Consider the following 20963-nt stretch of genomic DNA (forward strand, 5'->3'; position numbering starts at 1 on the left):
AGTCACGAAGGTCACGAACTCGCCGGCCGCGGCCCCAGCGGCTTGCCGCCCGCACCGCCCCTGAAGGTCATCGGCGCTGCCGTCTGCACCTGCCCCACGCCCGGCTTGCTCCAGTCGCACACGCCTTGCGCAAAGGCCGCCTGCAGGCGCGACCATTGGAGCGGCGAGAAGGTGACGGGCGCGTAGTCGGCCGCGGCCAGCGGCTTCAGCTGGCACTTCAGGATGTCTTCCGTCAGCGGTCCACCGGCGATCTGGCGCGGCGAACCCTGTGGCAGCAGCACCGGGTCGGCATCGCAGGTCGCCGTGTTCAGCACCTTGGTGGAGAACGTCGTGTCGGCCGACAGGTAGCACAGGTCCGATGCGGCCGCCGGCTTCGCGGCGGCCACCTGCTGCTGGGTGCGCTCCGCGTTGGTCCACTCCTTCGGGCTCGCCGTCACCAGGCCCGTGAGCCACGCATCCATCGCGAGGAACGCTTCGACGGGAATGGAAGGCGGCGTGCCCGCCGGACCGAAGCGCCACAGCGCATGGTTCGCATGCCCGCCGGCCGCCGCATCGATGCGGGCCCGGTGCGCGTAGCTGCGCCAGTATTGGTGGATGCCGGCCTGGCCGATCGGAAGGTTGTAGGTCTCGTCGTAGGCGCGCAGGTCGATCGTCGCGACCTTGGCGAGATTGCCGCCGGGCGAGACGAGCCCGGCGCGGTAGGCGATCGAGAGCGAATCGGCATCCGCCACGGCGCGCGCGGTGGAGAGGTTGCCGTCCGTGTCCTGGCCGCCGACCTTCTCGTTGAGCGTGACGAATTCTTCCGCCGAGATCGCGCCCGACTTCAGCGCCTTCAGGCCGTACTGGATGCCCACGTTGTCCAGGTTGCTCAGCCCGCGCACGCCGCTGGGCGCGAGCGCGTTGGCCGTCGTGCCGTAGACGCTCGATGCGCCGTCCGTGATGCCGCAGCGCGGCCCCGTGGGATTGCCCGCGGGGTCGTAGACCAGGGAGGCCGGGAGCTGGCAGTTGTTGGTCGGCGCGCCGCTCGGCACGATCGCGCCGGTGGCGTTGTCGGCCACGGCCAGCGGCGTGTAGTTGCCGGCTTTCAGGAGGCCGCCGAAGAAGGTGAGCCAACCGTGGCAGGCGGTGTGGTCCAGGTGCCCGTTGATCGCTTTCTTCTTCGCGTTGACCTGCACCGGGGTCGCGCCCGCCTGCAGGGCCGTCCACGCAGGCGACTGGTAGAAGTTGACCAGCTGCACGCAGTCCATCACCTCCATGGCGGTCGTCTCGGAGTCGGCGAAGTCCACGCCCAGCTGCGTGCCGTCGATCACGCCGGGCAGCAGCGAGGCCACGCTGTTCTGGTTGATCGCGCCGCCCGAGCCGCCGTTGCCCATCATGTAGAGCACCTCGCCGTAGCTGTCGATGACGTGCTCTTTCATCATCAGCGTCGTCTCGGCCACCAGGTAGCGGTTTCCGTTGAGTTGGGAGTCGGTCATGCTGTTGTCCACGACCATGAAGCCGCGCGACAGCGCCGCATCGTCGGCCCAGTTCTGCGACGAGCGGAACTGCAGCCGCGGAAAGCCGGTGCCCGCGCCGAACGAATAGAGGAGCTTGCGGTTCCACTGCGGTTGCGGAGCGGTCGCGGTCCAGGGGGCGGCCGGGTCGAACAGCACGGCGATGTCGTAGATGCCGCGGTTGATCGTGCCGCGCTCCACGCGAACGATGTAGGGCACCTTTGCGCCGGTCGTCGTGGTGGTGCTCGCGACCGCCGATGCGGACGTGGTGCCCGCCACATAAGGCTGCAGGCACGAGTTGGCCGGCGTCGGGGGAACGGGCCCGCCCGCGGTGGCGGGGCTGGGGTCGGGCAATACGAATGCGCAGCCGCCGTCGCCCGGTGCCGCCGTCACGGGGGTGAGCGTGCGATAGAAGAGCTTGAACTCGGTGGCGATGCTGCACTGCGCATCGGTGGCGCTGGTCGAGAGGCCGCTGGCGTTGGATGCGGGCGTCGCCCCCGCGCCGGCCGTGGGCGCCGGCGTGGCGCAGACGTACGGCGTGAATTGCGTGCTCGAGAGCACCGGCCCGCTGCGCGGCGCGTTGACGACCGTGAGCGTGGCTTCGCGGTTGAGCTTGGTGCTCGCCTTGATCGTGTTCGGTCCCACCGCCAGGCCCGTGGCCAGCCCGGTGATGCGGCCGTCGGCGCGCCGGGCGAACGCATCGGTGATGTCCTTGCCGTTCAGCGTGACCTTCAGGCCGCCGGCATTGCCGCCTTCGGGCACCAGCTCGACCAGCACGTCGCCGTCGCTGACCAGGTCGGCGCGGGTCGAGAGCGTGCGCACTTCCATGTGGCCGGTGGCACTGCCGTCGCCGCCGTTGCCACCACCGCCGCCGTTCCCGAAGTTCCAGGGGAACCCGCCACCGCCACCACCGCCGCCGCAAGCGGCAAGCAGCAGGGACAGGCTGGCCGTCGAACCGGCCAGGCGCATCTGTCGGGAAATGCGCATCGGCGCGCGCGTCGGTCTTGTTGTCATGGTTTTTTGTCTCCTGTCCTGCGCTGCAGCGCACGCCCTTCGGGCCGGCCGGCCCGAACGAGGCGGCGCGCGCCTTGGACATGGAGATTCTTGGACGACCCGGCGCCGCCGGTCCTATCCCGGCGATGCCATTCGCATGACTTTCGGGCCGCCCGAGGGTTTGCCCTTGGAGCGGCCCTTGGAGCGCGTCTTTCCCCGTTCAGGCGCCCATCGCATCGCGGCGGGCGCGCAGCACCCACGGCGTGGCCAGCAGCGCCAGCAGCCGCACGCGCGCAATCTCCTCGGGCGTCCAGTGCGGCCTGGTGCCCAGCACGTTGAAGGTCGCGGCGCACCGGCCGTCCTCCAGCAGCGGCACGTTCACCACGGCGCGCAGGCCCAGCGCGGCGATGAGCGCGTGGTCGTCGAACACCTGGGCCAATGCCGCGTCGCCCTCGCCGATGAAGACCTCGGCGCGCACGAGCAGTTGCCGCGTCCACGGCGTGAGCGTCTTGCGCTTGCGGCCGGCGACCGGATAGGCCCGCGGGTTGGAGGACCAGAGGCGCTGCAGCTGCACTTCGTCCGGCGGATCGTCCGCCGTCGTCGCGTTCAGGTTCACCGTGAGCAGGCCCGGGCCGAGCAGCGCGAGGCGCGCCGCCTCGATGTGCGCCATCGCGGCCTCGAAGGTGGCGGCGCGCGGCAGCGCGTCGCAGAGCGGCAGGCAGACCGAGAGCGGCAGCACGTCCACGTCCGCGTCGACCTCAGTCAAGCTTGATCCCCAGGTCCTTGATGATCTTGTCGTAGCGCTGGGTGTCCCTGCGCAGCGACGTGGCCAGTTGCTCGGGCGTGCTCTTCACCAGCTCGACGCCCATCGAATCCATGCGCGCGCGCACTTCGGGCACGGCCAGCGCCTTGTTGATCTCGGTGTTCAGGCGCGTCACCAGTTCGACGGGCATGCCCGCCGGGCCGAACGCGGCGTACCACACGCTCATCTCGTAGCCGGGCAGCGTCTCGGCGACGGTGGGCGTGTCGGGCAGCAGCGAGGAGCGCTTGGGCTCCGTCACGGCCAGGAGGCGCAGCTTGCCCGCCTTCACGTGCGGCAGCGTCTGCGTGCCCGCGGAGAACAGCACCTGCGTCTGGTTGCCCACGGTGTCGAGCACGGCCGGCGCGCCGCCCTTGTAGGGCACGTGCAGCATGTCGATGCCCGCGGCCTTCTTGAACATCTCGGCGCTCAGGTGGTTGGTGGAGCCACCGCCGGCCGAGGCATACGCGAGCTTGCCCGGGTTGGCCTTGGCGTAGGCGATGAATTCGCGAAGGTTCTTGGCCGGCACCGATGGGTTGATGACCATCGTGTTGATCACGTTGGCCACCAGCGCGATGGGCGTGAAGTCGTCCGTGCCGTTGAAGGGCATGCCGGGCATGAGCGCCGGGTTCATCGCGTGCGTGCTCATCGAGCCGATCAGGAGCGTGTAGCCATCGGGCTTGGCCTTGGCGACGAAGTTCGAGCCGATGTTGCCGGAGGCGCCGACACGGTTGTCGACCACCACCGGCTGGCCCATCGACTTGGTGAGCTGCTCGGCGATGGCGCGCGCCAGGATGTCGGTGGAGCCGCCCGCGGCCCAGGGAACGATCAGCGTGATCGGCTTCTCGGGATAGGCGGCGAAGCCGGCCTGTGCGGTGCAGGTGAGGGCCAGCACAAGCAGGCCCCGCAAGACACGTTGGAACATGGTGATGAAGTCCTTGGAACGAAATTGAACAAAGCGAAAGCGCCTCAGCGGCCCACCGCGTAGCCCTGCATGCCGCGCGGATTGGCGCCGGCGCGCAGCACGAGCCGGCCTTGCGCATCGCGCTCGCGGCTGCAGGCGGACATGCGGCTTTCGGACCAGGCATCGCCGACCTGCACGCGGTGGCCCATCGCACGCAGCGCGTCGATCGTCTCGGGCTCGAAGCGCGATTCCAGCGTGAGCGTGTTGAGCGTGGTCTGGCGCGGCCAGAACGAACTGGGCGCGTGCTTGACGTGCCAGGCCGGCGCATCGATGGCCTGCTGCAGGTTCATGCCGTGCACCGCATGGCGCAGGAAGAAGCCGACCGACCACTGGTCCTGCTGGTCGCCGCCGGGCGTGCCGAACGCCATGTAGGGCTCGCCGTCGCGCAGCGCCATCGAGGGCGAGAGCGTGGTGCAGGGCGCGACGCGTGGCTCCACGGAGCCGGGCAGGCCCTCGTCGAGCCAGCTCATCTGCAGCCGGGTGTTCAGCGCGAAGCCCAGCGCCGGAATCGTCGGGCTCGACGACAGCCAGCCGCCCGAGGGCGTGGCCGCGACCATGTTGCCGTGCCGGTCGACCACGTCGATGTGGCAGGTGTCGCCCACGAAGATCTCGCGCTCGGCCCATTCGGCGACCGGCGGCAGCGCGGCGAAGGTGGGCTCGCCGATGCCGAAGCGCGTGTCGGCGGTGCGCAGCGTTCGCGCGCTCACGTCCAGGTCGGGCAGGCGCGGCGCGAGGCCCAGGGGCGTACCGGGCCGCAGGACTTCGGAGGCGCGCTGCAGATCGACCGTCGCCCAGCGTTCGCGCAGGTAGGCCTCCGACAGCAGCGCCTCTTGTGCATCGCCGCGCGCGCCGGATGCCGTGCCGTACCACGCGAGCCGGTCTGCCAGCGCGAGCTTGGCGGCTTCGGTGATGCGATGCACGAAGCCCGCCGAGCCGGGCACGTGATGTTCGAGCCCGGCGTGGCGCAGCATGCCCAGCTGCTGCAGGAAAGCCGGCCCCTGGCTCCAGAAGCCGCACTTGGCGACCGTGTAGCGCCCGAACTCGGCCGTGAGCGGCGCCTCGGTGGCGACGCGCCATTCGGCCATGTCGTCGAAACGCAAGAGGCCCGCGTGCGCCTCGCCGCTGCTGTCGCGCACGGAGGTGTTGCGGCAGTAGCGATCGATCTCACGCGCGACGAAACCCTGCTGCCAGGTGCGGATCGCCGCGTCGATCACGCCGGTGCGGCCGCTGCCTTCGCGCTCGGCCGTCTCCACGATGCGGCTGTAGGTCGCGGCCAGCGCCGGCAGCCGGAACAGCGAGCCGGGCTGCGGCAGCCTGCCGCCGGGCAGCCACACCTCGGCCGACGAATGCCAGTGTTCGATGAAGAGCCCGCGCACCGCGAGGATCGCCTCTGCGACCCGCGGCACCAGCGGAAAGCCGTCGCGCGCATAGCCGATCGCCGGTGCCAGCACCTCGGCCAGCGACCAGGTGCCGTGCTCGCGCAGCATGGTGAGCCAGGCCGAAAAGGCGCCCGGCACCGTCGCACCCAACAGGCCGATGCCCGGCACCTGCTCGAAGCCGAGTGCGCGGAAGGCCGAGGCGGTGGCATCGGCCGGCGCGCAGCCTTGTCCGCGCAGGGCGTGCATGCGCTGCTCGCGCTCGCTCCACAGCAGGATCGGCGCCTCGCCGCCGGGGCCGTTCAGGTGCGGCTCGACCACCTGCAGCACGAAGCCGCCCGCCACGGCGGCGTCGAAGGCGTTGCCGCCGCGTTCGAGCACGCCCATCGCGGTCTGCGAGGCCAGCCAGTGAGTCGATGAGGCGACGCCGAAGGTGCCGGCGATTTCAGGGCGGGTGGTGAACATGCGGCCGAGTGTAAAAACATCGGATAGCCGGAAGCACATATTTGCTGATGAATGCATGCATCGATTGCTATGGCTCTGATTTAGCATCCCGGCATGTCAGCGCCCACGCTCCAGCACCTCACGCCGCGGCTCAAGCTGCGCCATTTCGCGCTTCTGGCCGAACTCGAACGGCAGCGCTCGGTCAGCCGCGCGGCCGAGCACCTGGGGCTCAGTCAGCCGACCGTCACGCGCGCGCTCGGCGAGATCGAGAACATCTTCATGACCCCGCTGTTCACCCGCAGCCGGCGCGGCCTGGAGCCCACGCCCGCGGGCCTCCTGGTACTGGCGCGGGCACGCGTGGCGCTGGCCGATGCGCAATCGCTGGGCCAGGACCTGGCCGCGCTCGGCACGGGCCTGCAGGGGCGGCTGCGCATCGGCGTGCTGCCGTTTCTCGCGCGCGCCACGCAGGACGCGGTCTGGCAGCACCTTTTGGCCGTGCGGCCGCGCCTGGGCTTCGTGGTCGAGGAGGCCACGACGCATGCGCTGGTGCAGGCCGTGCGCGCGCGCACGCTGGACTGCGCGATCTGCCGCTTCACCTCGGCCAGCGCCGAAGCCGGGCTCGCGCAGGAGTTTCTCTACACGCAGGAGCCGCGCCTGGTGGTGTCGCGCGCGGCCGCGCAGCGGCTGGCGCGGCGCGGGCTGGACTGGGAAGCCTTTGTTTCCCTGCACTGGATCTTTCCGCCGGAGGACACGCCGATCCGCCAGATGATCCATTCGATCTTCGCCTCGGCGGGGCAGCCGGTGCCGGTGCCTCTGCTGGAGGCCTACGCGCAGAAAACGCTGGTCTCGGTGCTGCGGCACATGCCCGACGCGGTCACCATCCTGCCCGACGACATCGCGCAGGAAGTGGCCGACGCGAGCGGCGCCCGCGTGATGCCCCAGCGCCTGCAATGGAACCTGCCGCCCGTGGGCGTGGTGAGGCTGCACGATGCGGCCAATGCGGGGATCGTGGATGCGATGACGAGGGCGCTGCAGGGCCTTCGCCGGGGGACGTAGATCCGCAGCTGCATCGGATGTCCGCGCGGCTGTGACCGTGTGCGCGTGGAAGGGAAGAGCCGCCAGCGCCTGCGGCTAGGATGGCTTTCCCCTGTGCAGCCGCTGCGCCAGCGGCTCGCCGAACCTCAGGTGCCCCATGGAATCCGAACTCAAATCGCTGGTCCAGGCCCTGCGCGACTTCGCGCAGGCCCGGGCCTGGGAGCCTTACCACTCCCCCAAGAACCTCGCCTCGGCGCTTTCGGTCGAAGCGGCCGAACTGCTCGAACATTTCCAGTGGCTCACCGAAGCACAGAGCCGATCGCTCGACGCCGAGAAGCGCGCGGAGGTCGGCGCCGAGATGGCGGATGTGTTCCTCTATCTGCTGCAGCTCGCCGACAAGCTCGGCATCGATCTGGTCGACGCGGCGCGAAGCAAGATGCTCGTCAACGCGCAGAAATATCCGGCGCCCATCGATCCACCCGCCTGAGTACCTCCGTGTACGCCACCCGGCGTATTTCCCCTTGTTGGTGCATTCCGCAGACTCCTCTCCATCGCCAGCCGCGTGCTGTCGACAAGGTTCAACCCAACCGGAGCAGGAGTCCACATGCAACGTCGTTTCACACTCAAGGCGCTCACCGCCGCCGTCGCGCTGGCCAGCATTTCTGCTGCGCCCGCATTTGCCGCCGACACCATCAAGGTCGGCGTGCTGCACTCGCTGTCGGGCACGATGGCCATTTCGGAAACCGTGTTGAAAGACACGGTGCTGATGGCCATCGACGACATCAACAAGAAGGGCGGCGTGCTGGGCAAGCAGCTCGAGCCCGTGGTGGTCGACCCGGCCTCCAACTGGCCCCTCTTCGCTGAAAAAACCAAGCAGCTGCTCGGCCAGGACAAGGTCTCGGTGATCTTCGGCTGTTGGACCTCGGTGTCGCGCAAGTCGGTGCTGCCGGTGGTCGAGGAAATGAACGGTCTCCTCTTCTACCCCGTGCAGTACGAGGGCGAAGAGCTCTCCAAGAACGTGTTCTACACGGGCGCCGCGCCCAACCAGCAAGCCATTCCGGCCGTCGACTACCTGATGAGCAAGGAAGGCGGCGGCGCCAAGCGCTGGGTGCTGCTGGGCACCGACTACGTCTACCCCCGCACGACCAACAAGATCCTGCGCGCCTACTTGAAGAGCAAGGGCGTGAAGGACACCGATATCGACGAGAAGTACACCCCCTTCGGCCACAGCGACTACCAGACCATCGTGGCCGACATCAAGAAGTTCTCGGCCGGCGGCAAGACGGCGGTGGTCTCTACCATCAACGGCGACTCCAACGTGCCCTTCTACAAGGAACTGGGCAACGCGGGTCTGAAGGCCAAGGACGTGCCGGTCGTCGCCTTCTCGGTGGGCGAGGAAGAACTGCGCGGCGTGGACACCAAGCCGCTGGTGGGCCACCTGGCGGCATGGAACTACTTCATGTCGATCAAGAACCCGACCAACACGGCGTTCATCAAGCAGTGGAGCGACTACGCCAAGGCCAAGAACATCGCCGGCCACAAGGACAAGCCGCTCACCAACGACCCGATGGAAGCCACCTGGATCGGCATCCACATGTGGAAGCAGGCCGTGGAGAAGGCCAAGTCGACCGACACCGACAAGGTGATCGCGGCGATGGCCGGCCAGACCTTCACGGCCCCCTCGGGCATCGTCTCCAAGATGGACGAGAAGAACCATCACCTGCACAAGAGCGTGTTCATCGGCGAGATCAAGGCCGACGGCCAGTTCAGCGTGGTGTGGAAGACGCCGGGTCCGGTGAAGGCCAAGCCCTGGAGCCCGTACATCGAAGGCAACGACAAGAAGCCTGACTACCCCGCCGGCAAGTCGATGTAAGTGTGTTTCTCCCTCCCCCTCTGGGGGAGGGCAGGGGTGGGGGCTGACGGCGGTCGATCGAGCATCGCGCTTGTCCGGGCGCCGCGTGCCCCCACCCCAACCCTCCCCCGGAAGGGGAGGGGGCCAACCCAACTTCCAAGTTCATGATGCTTCGACGAACCCTTCACTGCGCATTCGCCGCCATGCTGCTCATGGCAACGGCCGCCCACGCGCTGACCGCCGACGAAGCCCGGGCCATCGCCTCCGGCGAGTCCGAAGCCCGCATCGCCGCGCTCAACAAGGCCGTGCTCACCGCCGACGAGAAGACCGCCGCGTTCATCCAGGCGATGTCCGACGACGCCGTGAAGTACACCGAAGACAAGGTCTTCGTGATGAAGGACGACAAAGGCTACGACCCTGTGACGGGCACCGAGCTGAAGGTGCCCGACACCGCCGAAGACGTCGTCAACAACAACCTCATGCGCGGCGCGCTCGATGCCGCGCAGGCCGCGCTCAAGCTCACGAGCAAGGACGACGCGGTGCGCGCCGAAGCCGCGCAGGCGCTCTTCAAGGAGCCCGACGAATCGCGCATTCCGATGGTCGAGAAGGCGCTGGCCGCCGAGACCAACCCGAAGATCAAGGCGCAGCTCGAACTCGTGCGCGCCGCCGGCATGCTCACCAGCGCCGACAAGGCCAAGCGCCTCGCGGCCGCCAAGGAGCTGGGCAGCAACCGCAACCCCGACACCAAGCTGCTGCTGAACCAGCGCCTGGCCGACGAGACCGAGGCCGACGTGAAGACGGCGATCGCCGCCTCCATCGCCAACATCGACGGCGCGCTGGTCTGGGGCGACCGCATCAACGCCGTGTTCAGCGGCATCAGCCTGGGCTCGGTGCTGCTGCTCGCGGCGCTGGGCCTGGCGATCACCTACGGCCTCATGGGCGTCATCAACATGGCGCACGGCGAGCTGATGATGATCGGCGCCTACGCCACCTACGTGATGCAGGGCATCTTCCAGAAGTACATGCCCGAGGCGGCGTTCGGCTGGTACCTGGTCGCGGCGATTCCCGTGTCGTTCCTCGCCTCGGCGCTCGTGGGCGCGGTGCTCGAGCGCGGCGTCATCCGCTTTCTCTACGGCCGGCCGCTGGAGACGCTGCTGGCCACCTGGGGCATCAGCCTGATGCTGCAGCAGCTGGTGCGCACGCTCTTCGGCGCGCAGAACGTCGGCGTGGAAAACCCCGGCTGGATGAGCGGCGGCTTCACGATGTTGAGCAACGTCACGCTGCCGTGGAACCGCATCTGCATCATCGTCTTCGCGGTGCTCGTGCTGCTCGCGATTGGCTGGCTCATCGGCAAGACGCGCCTGGGCCTCTTCGTGCGCGGCGTGACGCAGAACCGCCCGATCGCCTCGTGCATGGGCGTGAACACCGCGCGCATCGACACCTACGCCTTCGCGCTCGGCTCGGGCATCGCGGGCCTGGCGGGCTGCGCGCTGAGCCAGATCGGCAACGTCGGGCCGGACCTCGGCCAGAGCTACATCGTGGACAGCTTCATGGTGGTCGTGATGGGCGGCGTCGGCCAGCTCGCGGGCACCGTGTATGCGGCGCTGGGGCTGGGCATTCTCAACAAGTTCATCGAAGGCTGGGCGGGCGCGGTGCTCGCGAAGATCGCGGTGCTTGTCTTCATCATCATCTTCATCCAGAAGCGTCCGCAAGGCATCTTCGCGATGAAGGGCCGGAGCGCAGAGGCATGAGCAAAGTCGTTTTGCCAACCAAAGGGCCGCTCTTGAGCGGCAAGGGCTGGACGGCCTTCTTCGTCGCATTGATCGTCGTGTGCGCGGTGGCGCCGGTGCTCAACATCGTGGTGCCGGCGGACAGCCCGCTGCACATGAGCGACTACGCGGTGGCGCTGGTCGGCAAGATCATGTGCTACGCCATCTGCGCGCTGGCCATGGACCTGATCTGGGGCTACACCGGCATCCTCTCGCTGGGCCACGGCCTCTTCTTCGCGCTCGGCGGCTACATGATGGGCATGTACTTGATGCGCCAGATCGGCCGCGACGGCAACTACAAGAGCGACCTGCCGGACTTCATGGTGTTCCTCGACTGGAAGACGCTGCCCTGGCACTGGACCTTCAGCGACAGCTTCATCGCCACGCTGATCCTCATCGTCGCGGTGCCGGGCGTGATCGCTTTCGTGTTCGGCTTCTTCGCCTTCCGCTCGCGCATCAAGGGCGTGTATTTCTCGATCATCACGCAGGCCATGACCTTCGCGGCGATGCTGCTGTTCTTTCGCAACGAGACGGGCTTCGGCGGCAACAACGGCTTCACCGACTTCAAGCGCATCCTGAACATCCCGATCGCCACGCAGGAAATGCGCATGACGCTCTTCGCGCTCACCGGCCTCACGCTGCTGGGCTTCTTCCTCTTCGCCAGGTGGCTCATCGGCAGCAAATTCGGCCGCGTGCTGCAGGCCATTCGCGATGCGGAAACGCGCGTGATGTTCTCGGGCTACAACCCGCTGCCCTACAAGCTCACGATCTGGGTCATCTCGGCCGTGATGTGCGGCGTGGCCGGCGCGCTCTATGTGCCGCAGGTGGGCATCATCAACCCGGGCGAGATGAGCGCGGCCAACTCCATCGAGATCGCGATCTGGGCGGCCGTCGGCGGGCGCGCCACGCTGATCGGGCCGATCATCGGCGCCTTCATCGTCAACGGCGCCAAGAGCTGGCTCACCGTCGCGTACCCGGAGTACTGGCTGTACTTCCTGGGCGCCTTGTTCATTGCTGTCACGCTGTTCTTGCCGAACGGCATCGTGGGTCTGGTGAAGAAGTGGTTGTCCAGGGAGAAGGCGGCACCGGCCGCGCCGAGCGCAGGCCGTGAAGAGGCGCAGCGCGCCATGGCCGCAGGGCAGGGCATGGAGCCCGAGGCGCTGCACGCGCCGCTGGCCGCCGACGTGAAGGGAGCCCGCGCATGACGCCCGACCTGATGGACGCCGGCGCCGAGCGCGCGGCGCGCGCCAGCGGCATTCACTATGTGAGCGGCAGCACCGAATCGGGCGGCCGCGAGGCCGGCTTCGGCCGCATCGCGACGCCGGGCGAGGTCGACGTCACGCACGGCCGCATCCTGTACCTGGAAGACGTGAGCGTGAGCTTCGACGGCTTCAAGGCCATCAACAAGCTCTCGCTGGACATCGCACCGGGCGAGCTGCGCTGCATCATCGGCCCCAACGGCGCGGGCAAGACCACGATGATGGACATCATCACCGGCAAGACCCGGCCCGATTCGGGCACCGTGTTCTTCGGCAGCACCATCGACCTCCTGCGCCACCGAGAAGCCGACATCGCGCAGCTGGGCATCGGCCGCAAGTTCCAAAAGCCGACGGTGTTCGAGCACCTCACCGTGTTCGAGAACCTCGAACTCGCGTTGAAGACCAACAAGGGCGTGCGCGCCTCGATGCTGTTCAGGCTCGACTCGGCGCAGAGCGATCGCCTGGCCGAAGTGCTCGAGACCATTCACCTGGCCGACAGCGTGTCGCGTCTCGCGGGCAACCTGAGCCACGGCCAGAAGCAGTGGCTGGAGATCGGCATGCTCCTGATGCAGGACCCCAAGCTGCTGCTGCTCGACGAGCCCGTGGCCGGCATGACCGATGAGGAAACGGCGCGCACCGCCGAGCTCTTTCTCACGCTCAAGGGCAAGCATTCGCTGATGGTGGTGGAGCACGACATGAGCTTCATCCGCACCATCTCCGAGATCGTCACGGTGCTGTGCGACGGCTCGGTGCTCGCGCAGGGCACGCTCGACGAGGTGCAGGCCGACGAGCGCGTGATCGAGGTCTACCTGGGCCGCTGAGGAACCGAAGCCATGCTGACAGTCAAGAACATCCACCAGTACTACGGCGGCTCGCACATCCTCCGGGACGTGAGCTTTCAAGCGACGCTCGGCAAGGTCACCGTGCTGCTGGGCCGCAACGGCGTGGGCAAGACGACGCTGCTCAAGTCGCTGATGGGCCTCGTGCCCATCAAGAGCGGCAGCATCGAGCTGGAGGGCAAGCCGATCCAGAAGGCCACGCCGTACGACAGGGCGAGGGCGGGCATCGGCTTCGTGCCGCAGGGCCGCGAGATCTTCGCGCGGCTCACGGTCGAAGAGAACCTGCGCATGGGCCTGGCCTACAAGAGCGGCAGCACGCCCATTCCGTCGGAGCTGTTCGAGCTCTTCCCGGTGCTGAAGCAGATGATCAACCGGCGCGGCGGCGACCTCTCGGGCGGGCAGCAGCAGCAACTGGCCATCGCGCGCGCCCTCGCGCCCAAGCCCAAGCTGCTGATCCTGGACGAGCCCACCGAAGGCATCCAGCCGAGCATCATCAAGGACATCGGCCGCGTCATCCGCATGCTGGCCGACCGCGGCGACATGGCCATCGTGCTGTGCGAGCAGTACTACGACTTCGCGCAGGAACTGGCCGACGACTACCTCGTGATGGAGCGCGGCGAGGTCATCGCGCGCGGCCTGGGCAAGGACATGGAAGCGCAGGGCGTGCGCCAGCTCGTGGCGATTTAGGCACACCCCCAGGCTTGCCCACTTCGTGTGGCCGCCAACCCCCTTGCAGGGGGCAACACCAGCGGCCCGGCAAAGCCGGTTCCGCGGTGTTCCTGGAATGAATTCCCGACGGCACCGCATGAGAGTTCAGGGGTTGGCTACGGACATGCAGCCGTTCAACGTTGCGGCACCGCGGGGTCTTGGCATCTGCGTATCGGTCTCGATTCAGGGTTTACCCTAAAATTGACCCTTGCCCGTCGCCGCCGGGCGCCCTCCCAGGAGCCTGGCCTTGAACGCCTCCCCACCCGCGCTGGACAGCGCGGACACCACTGTTTCCGTCACTTCGCCGTCGTCGAAGCCCGTCAATTTCGTGCGGGCCGTGCTCGCGCTCGGGGTCGGCGGCTTCGCCATCGGCACGGGCGAATTCGTCATCATGGGCCTGCTGCCCGAAGTCGCGCGCGACATCGACGTCAGCATTCCGCAGGCCGGCCACGTCATCAGCGCCTATGCGCTCGGCGTGGTCGTCGGCGCCCCGGTGCTGGCCGTGCTCGCGGCAGGGTGGGGCCGGCGCGCCTTGCTGATCGCACTGATGGCCGTGTTCGCGGCCGGCAATTTTGCCAGCGCGATGGCGCCGGGATATCTCTCGCTCAACCTGCTGCGCTTTGCCACGGGCCTGCCGCACGGCACCTACTTCGGCGTGGCCGCGCTCGTGGCCGCGACGCTCGCGCCACCCGGGCGCCGCGCGCGCGCAGTCGGCCTCGTGATGCTCGGGCTCACCGGCGCCACGCTGGTCGGCGTGCCCATCGCCGCATGGCTCGGCCAGCTCTTCGGCTGGCGCGCGGCCTTCGTGTTCGTCGGCGTGATCGCGCTCGTGGCCGTGGTGCTCCTGCGCCGCGACGTGCCCGACATCGCCGCCGCGGCCGGCGCCAGCCCGTGGCGCGAGCTCGGCGCGCTCAAGCGCAAGCAGGTGTGGTTCACGCTGGGCATCAGCGCCATCGGCTTCGGCGGCATGTTCGCGGTGTTCAGCTACATCAAGCCGACGCTCACCGAGGTGGCGCACCTGTCGGTGCACAACGTGCCCTTCGTGCTCGCGCTGTTCGGCCTGGGCATGGTCACCGGCAATATCGTGGGCTCGCGGATGGCCGACAAGTCGCTCATGCGCACCATCGCCGGCGTGCTCGTGTACGCGGTGCTGGTGCTCGCGCTCTTCACCTTCGCGGCGCAGCACGTGGTCACGGCCGCCATCGGCGTGTTCCTCATCGGCACCACCGTGGCCATCGGCCCGGCGCTGCAGATCCGCCTGATGGACGTGGCCGGCGATGCGCAGACGCTCGCCGCCGCGCTCAACCATTCGGCCTTCAACATGGCCAATGCACTGGGCGCGTGGCTCGGCGGCGTGGCGATTGCCGCGGGCCTGGGCTGGACCTCGACCGGCTGGGTCGGCGCACTGCTCGCGCTCGCCGGCATCGGCATCTTCGGCTGGGGTGTGATGAGCGCGCGCGCCGATGCGCGGCGCCCGCAAATGGCCGCCTGATCTTTCGCGCTCCGGGCCAGCTGCCGCGTCGCCGGCCTACTGCGCGGCCGGTGGCGCCGTTCTCTCGCGCAGCAGCGTCGTGAAGTTCCGCAGCTCGGCCGCGTTCAGGTCCGACACGGCCCATGCCTGCATGCCGCCTTGCGCCCAGTGCGCGAGCTGGTAACCCTGCCGCGTGGAGAAGGCGGGCGCCTGCGCCTTCGCATCGGCCGCGGGCCAGACGAAGAGGTTGATGACATGCGGGCCTGACCGGTAGACCAGCGCCGCCACCGTGCGCCCATCCAGGTAGTCGAGCCGCCCGCCGGTGAGCGCGAAGCCTTCGGCGGCCAGGTCGACCACGGGCGGCGAGAAGTCGAGCTTGCCGGCGAACCACGGCTTCACCGTGTGCTGGTCGGTCGAGGCCACGTCGGCCAGATGCGAGGCCATCAGCGAGCGCACATGGTTGGCCGCGACGGCCTCGCCCAACGCGTCCTGCGGCGCCATCGGGGCTGCCAGCAGAACAAGCGCAAGACCCCAGGCCGTGGCCGCGCCGGCGCCGAAGCCGACCAGCCCCTGCCACCAGCCGCGCCGGTTGCGTCGGCCGTGCACGGGGACGGCAGGCGCGGCAGCGGCCGTCGTGCCTGCCTCGGAACGCAGCGCCTGCGCGATGCGCCCGGCCAGCGCCGCCGGCGGCGTGTGCCGCACGGCGTGGCGCCGGACCATCAGCCCCAGCTCGTCGTCAGGAATTGGCATGGTGTGTCCTTTCCGCCGTGTTGCCCGGGCGTTCGTCGCGCAGGCTTTCGCGCAGCAGGGCCCGGGCGCGCGAGAGCCGCGACATCACCGTGCCCAGCGGCACGCCGGCAATGCGCGCGATGTCTTCATAGCGCATCTCCTCCAGCTCGCGCAGCACGATCACCTCGCGATAGACCGCGGGCAGGGCGTCGATGGCGGCATTGATGCGCTCGCCCTGCACGCGCTGCTCCCACTGCCGGGCCGGGTCGCCCGCATCCGAAGAGGCCGGGGATGCCGCTGCCTCGCTGTCGCGCAGCTCGTCGAATTCCAGCTGGTCGGCCAGCTGCCGGTTCTGCCGCATCCAGTCGTAGCAGGCATTGCGCACGATGCCCAGCAGCCAGGGCCGCGCGTTCTCGCCGCGCAGGCTCTCGAAAAAACGAAAGGCCCGCAGGTACGCCTCCTGCACCGCGTCGTCGGCCAACTGGTCGTCGCGCAACAGCCAGCGCGCAAGGTTCCATGCCGCATCGAGATGCGGCAGCGCGGCGGCTTCGAACTGGCGGGTGCGGTCGGTCAGATCGGTCAATGGATTGGTTCTTCCTGCATGACGCGGCGAGCGCGCGTTTTATTCCATCTTTTTTTTCGAGGCCTGCGGGGAATAAGCGGGGCGCGCCGTGCGTCATGCCTTGCGTCGATTCTCTTTCCACTCTTTGTCTGGAGTCTTTCATCATGATCGCCATTCCCCGGCTTGCGCGCATCCTCGCCGTTCTCGCGGCCTCGAGCACCTTCGCTTTCACCGCGCTGGCCGCGGGCCCCAAGGCCTACGTCGGCAACTTCAAGGACAGCACGGTCAGCGTGATCGACACCGGCACCGAGCGGGTGCTCGCCACGGTGCCGGTGGCCGCGGGGCCGGACGGCATCGTCATCTCCCCGAACGGGCGCAGCGTGTTCGTGAGCGGGGCCAGCGCTTCCGCGCTGAGCGAGATCGATGCCGCGACCGACAGCGTCGCGCACACCATCGAGGTCGGCAAGGGCCCGCAGGGACTGGCTGCGACGGCTGACGGCCGCTGGGTGCTGGTGGCCGTCAACGGCGACGACCGCGTGGCCTTCGTCGACACCGCGACGCACGCCGTGAGCGCCACCGTGCCCGTGCCCAAGCCGCACACCATCGCCGTGCGGCCCGACGGCCGGCAGGCCTATGTCGCCTCACAGGAGCCGGGGCATTTCGCGCTGGTGGTCATCGACCTGGCGACACGCAAGGCGGTGGCCGAGATCCCGCTGGAGAAGGCGCCGCGCGACCTGGAGTTCGGCCACGATGGCAAGGCGCTGTACCTGACGCTGGCGGGCGTGGCCGCCGTGCAGGTGCTGGATGCGGCGACGAACCAGTGGCAGACGCCTGTCGCCACGGGCGTCTCGCCTCACATCGCCCAGCACTTCGCCGGCATGGCCAGCGGCGTGGTGGTCGTGCAGGGGCCGGGCGAGGTCATGCTGTTCGACCCGGCGGCGCGCGCGCCGGGCCGCAGCATCGGCGTGGGCAAGCAGCCGCACTGGCTCGACATCTCGGCGGACGGCAAGAAGCTGTGGGTGAGCAACGAAGGCTCCAACGACGTGAGCGTGATCGACCTGGCGGGCGGGCCGGCGCACACCGTGGCGGTGGGCAATGCGCCGCGCAAGATCGCCGTGCAGCGCATGGCCGGCCCGGGCCGCGCGCACGCCGGCGGCTCGGCCCACGTTGCCATCCGCAACTTCGCGTTCGAGCCCGCGCAGGTCACCGTCAGCGTCGGCCAGACCCTGACGTGGCAGAACGACGACGGCGCGCCGCACGGCGTGGTCTTCAAGGACGGTTCGGCCGGCATCGACCTGCTGCTGCCCGGCAAGGCCTTCGCGCGCAGCTTCGACAAGCCGGGCGTGTACGACTACGCCTGCTCGGTGCACCCGTACATGACGGCGCGGGTCACGGTGGTGGCGGCGCCGTCGCGCGCCGCGGCGTCTTCGGCTCAGCGCGCGCCGAGCGCCTCGTAGAGCTTCAGCGCCGCGCGCGCCGTCTGCTCGTCGCAGATCAGCACCGACAGCAATTTCGCCCGCAGCACGGCCGCGATGATCGGCGCCTTGTTCTCGCCGCCCGAGGCGACGATCACCGTCGGAATACGGGCAAGCTCTTCGAGCGAGGGCGCCACCACGCGCTGGTTCAGCGCGTGCTTCACGGGCTTGCCGTGGCGGTCGAGGAACTGGCCGATGATGTCGCCCACCGCCTTGGCCTGCTTCAGGCCCGCCACGGGCACGTCCTTGGGCAGCCCGTAGCGCACCAGCAATGACCGCGTGCTGAGGTCGCCCACGCTCAGCAGCGCGACGTCGTTGGCCGCGATCTGACTGAACGCCTCCTTGAACACATCCTGCGAGACGATGGTGTCGCGCGACTTCGCGCTGCCCGCGTACAGCGGCGCGGCCAGGTAGCTGCACTGCGCGCCGAGCCGCGCGGCGAACGCGCTCGCGGTCTCGAAGGTGTTGATCTCCAGCCCGCGCGTGAGCCCGCCCATGATCGAGTTGACGTGCAGGTTCGGCCATTGCCCCGGCGTGACGTGGCGGATCGCCTCGCGCAGCGTCGCGCCCCAGCCCACGCCCAGGCCCCGCACGCGCTGCGTTTCCAGCAGCCGCGACAGGTATTCGCCCGCCGTGCGGCCCAGCAGCACCGGAATGAGGTCGGGGCTCTCGGGCGTCGGAATGATCACCGCTTCGCGCAGGCCGCACACCGTGCGCAGCTCCTCTTCGAGCCTCAGGCACCCCTCGTGGCGCGAGTTGATCTTGATGCTCACGAGCCCGCTCTCGCGCGCCTCGCCGAGCAGCCGGTTCACGCGCAGCCGCGTGAGCCCGAGCTTCGTGGCGATGCCGTCTTGCGTCAGCCCCTCCATGTAGTAGAGCCAGGCCACGCGCACGGCCACCTGATCTTCCTCAGCCATCCGAATGCTCCGTTGTTGTGTGCCGATTCTGCCGCGTGATGGTGAAAACACCGGGTAGTCACCTGCTTGAAACAAATGCATTTCAGAATATACACTTGTTCATCGCCGGCGAATCCGGCGCAAGAATCCCTGGAGACATGAGCGAACAGACATCCCCGCTGCGGGCCGCATTGCGCGATGCCGCGGTCACGAAAGAAGTCGTCGTCGAGCGTGCCGCGGTGCGCGCGATGCCCGACGTGCTGCAGCGCGCCGCCCCCGGTGCGCGCTGGATGCTCGTGACCGACGAGACCACCTGGGACGTCGCGGGCGAGGCCGCGCAGGCCTTGCTCGAAGCGCGCGGCATCGCGCTCGCGCCGCCGCTCATGCTGCCCGCGCGGCCGCGCCTCAAACCGCGCGTGTCGGCCTCGGCCACCATCGCGCGCCAGCTGGCCGCGCACGACCTCACGCCGGTGGCGGTGGGCTCGGGCGTCATCAGCGACCTGGTCAAGCATGCGGCGTCGATCGCGGGCAAGCCTTACGTCTGCTTCGCCACCGCCGCTTCGATGGACGGCTATGCCGCTTCCGGCGCGGCGCTTCTCGATGAAGACGGCTTCAAGCGCACGCTCGCGTGCCCGCCGCCCGTTGCGGTGCTCGCTGACCTGGGCGTGCTGGGCGCCGCGCCCGCGCGCATGACGGCGTGGGGCTACGGCGATCTCGCGGGCAAGACCGTGGCCGGCGCCGACTGGCTGCTGGCCGATGCGCTGGGCGTCGAGGCCCTGAGCCGCCGCCCCTACGACATGGTGCAGGCGCACCTGCGCGACTGGCTCGGCGCGCCCGGCCGCATCGCCGCGCGCGACCCCGAGGCCACGGGCGATCTCATGGCGGGCCTCCTGGTCAGCGGCTTCGCGATGCAGGCCCACGGCAACTCGCGCCCGGCCAGCGGCAGCGACCACCAGTTCTCCCATTTGTGGGAGATGGAGAACCTGCAGATCGACGGCGAACCCGCCGCGCACGGCGCCTGCGTGGGCGTCGGCTGCGTCGCGATGCTCGCGATGTACGAATGGCTGCTGGCGCGGCCCGATGCCGCCTTCGCATCGGCCGCAGTACAGGCACAAGACGGCTGGGACGACAGCGCACTCGCCCAAGAGATCGAGGCCGCCTTCGACCGCGAAGAATTCCGCACCGCCGCACGCGAGGAGATGCAAGCCAAGCGCGCCGCCGGCGGCCGCCGCGCGCGCATCGAAAACCTCGCCGCCCTCTGGCCCGACCTGCGCGCCCAACTCGCGCACCAGCTCATCGGCGCAGCCGACATGCAGCAGCGCCTGCGCACCCTCGGCGGCGCCGCGCACCCCGACGACCTGGGCATCGCCGCCGCGCGCCTGGCCGCCGACTACCGCCGCGCGCGCCTCATCCGGCGCCGCTACACGGTGCTCGACCTGCTCGATGACCTCGGCTGGCTCGATGCCGCGATCACCGATCTCTTCAGCCCCGGCGGCTTCTGGTCCGCCTGAACCTGCACCCACGATCCACAGGAGACAGCGATGAATCTCGAACGACGCAGCACCCTGGCCACGCTGGCCATCTCATCCGCGCTATGGCTCGCGAGCGCCATGCCGGCAGCGGCACAACCCGTGCAGATCCAGTGGTGGCACGCCATGGGCGGCGCGCTCGGCGAGCGCGTCGACGAACTGGTGAAGAACTTCAACGCCTCGCAGCAGAAGTACGTGGTGGTGGCCGTCAACAAGGGCAACTACGACGAGGTCATCAACGGCACCATCGCCGCCTACCGCGCCAAGCGCGCGCCCGCGCTCGTGCAGATCTACGAACGCGGCTTCATGACCATGCTGCTCTCGGACGCGACGATGCCCGTGCAGGACCTGCTCGACCAGCGCGGCTACAAGGTCGAGTGGGCCGATTTCGTCAAGCCCGTGGCGGGCTTCTACAGCTACAAGGGCAAGCTCATGACGATGCCCTTCAATTCGTCGTCGCCCATCCTCTGGTACAACAAGACGCACTTCGAGAAGGCCGGTTTCGCCAAGCCCGCCGAGACCTGGCAGGAGCTGGAAAAGCAGCTCTACGCCATCAAGCAGAAGGGCATCTCGGCCTGCGGCTCGGTGCTCGCGGGCGACTACCACTGGAGCCTGCTGGAGAACTACAGCGCCATCAACGACCTGCCTTACGCCACCAAGGCCAACGGCTACCAGGGCCTGGACACCGAGTTCACCTACAACAAGACCTCGGTGGTCTCGCAGGTCGGGCGCATCAAGAAATGGATCGACGACGGCGTGATGCAGATCGC

The 20963-nt window shown here is 68.8% G+C and carries 18 protein-coding genes; 11 read left to right on the top strand and 7 right to left on the bottom strand.

Features of this window, described 5'->3' with window-relative positions:
• Nucleotides 1-11: 11 nt before the first annotated feature.
• The 4 genes from JC881_RS08530 to JC881_RS08545 form a co-directional block, all read right to left on the bottom strand.
• The gene (locus JC881_RS08530) at nucleotides 12-2507 is read right to left on the bottom strand and encodes a DUF6351 family protein (protein WP_198785281.1); all 2496 of its coding nucleotides are present in this window, start codon (nucleotides 2505-2507) and stop codon (nucleotides 12-14) included.
• A gap of 199 nt (nucleotides 2508-2706) precedes the next feature.
• On the bottom strand, nucleotides 2707-3252 hold the full coding sequence (locus tag JC881_RS08535; RefSeq protein WP_233101643.1) for a GAF domain-containing protein: 546 nt from the start codon (nucleotides 3250-3252) through the stop codon (nucleotides 2707-2709).
• Complete coding sequence (locus tag JC881_RS08540) at nucleotides 3245-4210, bottom strand: Bug family tripartite tricarboxylate transporter substrate binding protein (RefSeq protein ID WP_198785282.1); 966 nt, start codon at nucleotides 4208-4210, stop codon at nucleotides 3245-3247. Before JC881_RS08540 ends, JC881_RS08535 begins: the two co-directional genes overlap by 8 nt.
• Before the next feature lie 44 nt (nucleotides 4211-4254).
• Nucleotides 4255-6090, bottom strand: coding sequence for a gamma-glutamyltransferase family protein (locus JC881_RS08545; RefSeq protein WP_198785283.1), 1836 nt, complete (start codon nucleotides 6088-6090; stop codon nucleotides 4255-4257).
• 93 nt (nucleotides 6091-6183) lie between these two features.
• On the opposite strand from JC881_RS08545, the gene JC881_RS08550 reads away from it, so the two are divergent.
• The 8 genes from JC881_RS08550 to JC881_RS08585 all read left to right on the top strand — a co-directional run bounded on the left by JC881_RS08550 (nucleotide 6184) and on the right by JC881_RS08585 (nucleotide 15023).
• Nucleotides 6184-7125: a LysR family transcriptional regulator gene (locus tag JC881_RS08550; protein ID WP_198785284.1), complete on the top strand. Its 942-nt coding sequence runs from the start codon at nucleotides 6184-6186 to the stop codon at nucleotides 7123-7125.
• 136 nt (nucleotides 7126-7261) lie between these two features.
• Complete coding sequence (locus tag JC881_RS08555; RefSeq protein WP_198785285.1) at nucleotides 7262-7591, top strand: nucleotide pyrophosphohydrolase; 330 nt, start codon at nucleotides 7262-7264, stop codon at nucleotides 7589-7591.
• Nucleotides 7592-7708: 117 nt separating this feature from the next.
• Nucleotides 7709-8977, top strand: coding sequence for an urea ABC transporter substrate-binding protein (gene urtA / locus JC881_RS08560; protein WP_176659534.1), 1269 nt, complete (start codon nucleotides 7709-7711; stop codon nucleotides 8975-8977).
• Between the two features lie 182 nt (nucleotides 8978-9159).
• A complete protein-coding gene (gene urtB / locus JC881_RS08565; RefSeq protein WP_198785286.1) occupies nucleotides 9160-10707 on the top strand; it encodes an urea ABC transporter permease subunit UrtB in 1548 nt (515 codons plus the stop codon).
• Nucleotides 10704-11930, top strand: coding sequence for an urea ABC transporter permease subunit UrtC (urtC, locus tag JC881_RS08570; protein WP_198785287.1), 1227 nt, complete (start codon nucleotides 10704-10706; stop codon nucleotides 11928-11930). Before urtB ends, urtC begins: the two co-directional genes overlap by 4 nt.
• Nucleotides 11927-12805, top strand: coding sequence for an urea ABC transporter ATP-binding protein UrtD (urtD, locus tag JC881_RS08575; protein ID WP_198785288.1), 879 nt, complete (start codon nucleotides 11927-11929; stop codon nucleotides 12803-12805). The genes urtC and urtD overlap by 4 nt, the downstream gene beginning before the upstream one ends.
• A 12-nt stretch (nucleotides 12806-12817) precedes the next feature.
• Nucleotides 12818-13510, top strand: coding sequence for an urea ABC transporter ATP-binding subunit UrtE (gene urtE / locus JC881_RS08580; RefSeq protein WP_042581180.1), 693 nt, complete (start codon nucleotides 12818-12820; stop codon nucleotides 13508-13510).
• A 268-nt stretch (nucleotides 13511-13778) separates the two neighbouring features.
• Nucleotides 13779-15023: an MFS transporter gene (locus JC881_RS08585; protein ID WP_198785289.1), complete on the top strand. Its 1245-nt coding sequence runs from the start codon at nucleotides 13779-13781 to the stop codon at nucleotides 15021-15023.
• Nucleotides 15024-15059: 36 nt separating this feature from the next.
• On the opposite strand, the gene JC881_RS08590 is transcribed toward JC881_RS08585, so the two are convergent.
• Together JC881_RS08590 and JC881_RS08595 are read right to left on the bottom strand one after the other, a co-directional pair.
• Nucleotides 15060-15752: an anti-sigma factor family protein gene (locus JC881_RS08590; protein ID WP_198785290.1), complete on the bottom strand. Its 693-nt coding sequence runs from the start codon at nucleotides 15750-15752 to the stop codon at nucleotides 15060-15062.
• Nucleotides 15739-16314 carry a sigma-70 family RNA polymerase sigma factor gene (locus tag JC881_RS08595; RefSeq protein WP_233101644.1) on the bottom strand — a complete coding sequence of 192 codons (576 nt, stop codon included), beginning with the start codon at nucleotides 16312-16314 and terminating at the stop codon, nucleotides 15739-15741. Before JC881_RS08595 ends, JC881_RS08590 begins: the two co-directional genes overlap by 14 nt.
• A 143-nt stretch (nucleotides 16315-16457) precedes the next feature.
• Between JC881_RS08595 and JC881_RS08600 the strand changes: the two genes are divergently transcribed.
• Nucleotides 16458-17750 (top strand): YVTN family beta-propeller repeat protein, encoded by a 1293-nt coding sequence (locus JC881_RS08600; RefSeq protein WP_198785291.1) that lies wholly within the window; start codon nucleotides 16458-16460, stop codon nucleotides 17748-17750.
• Here JC881_RS08600 and JC881_RS08605 read toward each other — a convergent pair.
• Nucleotides 17726-18685, bottom strand: a complete 960-nt coding sequence (locus JC881_RS08605; RefSeq protein WP_198785292.1) for a sugar-binding transcriptional regulator — start codon at nucleotides 18683-18685, stop codon at nucleotides 17726-17728. The two genes, JC881_RS08600 and JC881_RS08605, sit on opposite strands and share 25 nt — an antisense overlap.
• 137 nt (nucleotides 18686-18822) lie before the next feature.
• Here JC881_RS08605 and JC881_RS08610 point away from each other — a divergent pair, with 137 nt between their 5' ends.
• Nucleotides 18823-20175 (top strand): sn-glycerol-1-phosphate dehydrogenase, encoded by a 1353-nt coding sequence (locus JC881_RS08610; protein WP_198785293.1) that lies wholly within the window; start codon nucleotides 18823-18825, stop codon nucleotides 20173-20175.
• A gap of 30 nt (nucleotides 20176-20205) precedes the next feature.
• The coding region (locus tag JC881_RS08615; RefSeq protein ID WP_198785294.1) for an extracellular solute-binding protein at nucleotides 20206-20963 on the top strand (758 nt) is incomplete at its 3' end.

Source organism: Variovorax sp. IB41, assembly GCF_016405905.1.
Taxonomy (GTDB): Bacteria; Pseudomonadota; Gammaproteobacteria; order Burkholderiales; family Burkholderiaceae_C; genus Variovorax.

Bases quoted from the DNA above. Each gene is read 5' to 3' on its own strand.
- JC881_RS08530 (WP_198785281.1), bottom strand. From the start codon at position 2,507: ATGACAACAAGACCGACGCGCGCGCCGATGCGCATTTCCCGACAGATG.
- JC881_RS08540 (WP_198785282.1), bottom strand. From the start codon at position 4,210: ATGTTCCAACGTGTCTTGCGGGGCCTGCTTGTGCTGGCCCTCACCTGC.
- JC881_RS08545 (WP_198785283.1), bottom strand. From the start codon at position 6,090: ATGTTCACCACCCGCCCTGAAATCGCCGGCACCTTCGGCGTCGCCTCA.
- JC881_RS08550 (WP_198785284.1), top strand. From the start codon at position 6,184: ATGTCAGCGCCCACGCTCCAGCACCTCACGCCGCGGCTCAAGCTGCGC.
- JC881_RS08555 (WP_198785285.1), top strand. From the start codon at position 7,262: ATGGAATCCGAACTCAAATCGCTGGTCCAGGCCCTGCGCGACTTCGCG.
- urtA (WP_176659534.1), top strand. From the start codon at position 7,709: ATGCAACGTCGTTTCACACTCAAGGCGCTCACCGCCGCCGTCGCGCTG.
- urtB (WP_198785286.1), top strand. From the start codon at position 9,160: ATGCTGCTCATGGCAACGGCCGCCCACGCGCTGACCGCCGACGAAGCC.
- urtC (WP_198785287.1), top strand. From the start codon at position 10,704: ATGAGCAAAGTCGTTTTGCCAACCAAAGGGCCGCTCTTGAGCGGCAAG.
- urtD (WP_198785288.1), top strand. From the start codon at position 11,927: ATGACGCCCGACCTGATGGACGCCGGCGCCGAGCGCGCGGCGCGCGCC.
- urtE (WP_042581180.1), top strand. From the start codon at position 12,818: ATGCTGACAGTCAAGAACATCCACCAGTACTACGGCGGCTCGCACATC.
- JC881_RS08590 (WP_198785290.1), bottom strand. From the start codon at position 15,752: ATGCCAATTCCTGACGACGAGCTGGGGCTGATGGTCCGGCGCCACGCC.
- JC881_RS08600 (WP_198785291.1), top strand. From the start codon at position 16,458: ATGATCGCCATTCCCCGGCTTGCGCGCATCCTCGCCGTTCTCGCGGCC.
- JC881_RS08605 (WP_198785292.1), bottom strand. From the start codon at position 18,685: ATGGCTGAGGAAGATCAGGTGGCCGTGCGCGTGGCCTGGCTCTACTAC.
- JC881_RS08610 (WP_198785293.1), top strand. From the start codon at position 18,823: ATGAGCGAACAGACATCCCCGCTGCGGGCCGCATTGCGCGATGCCGCG.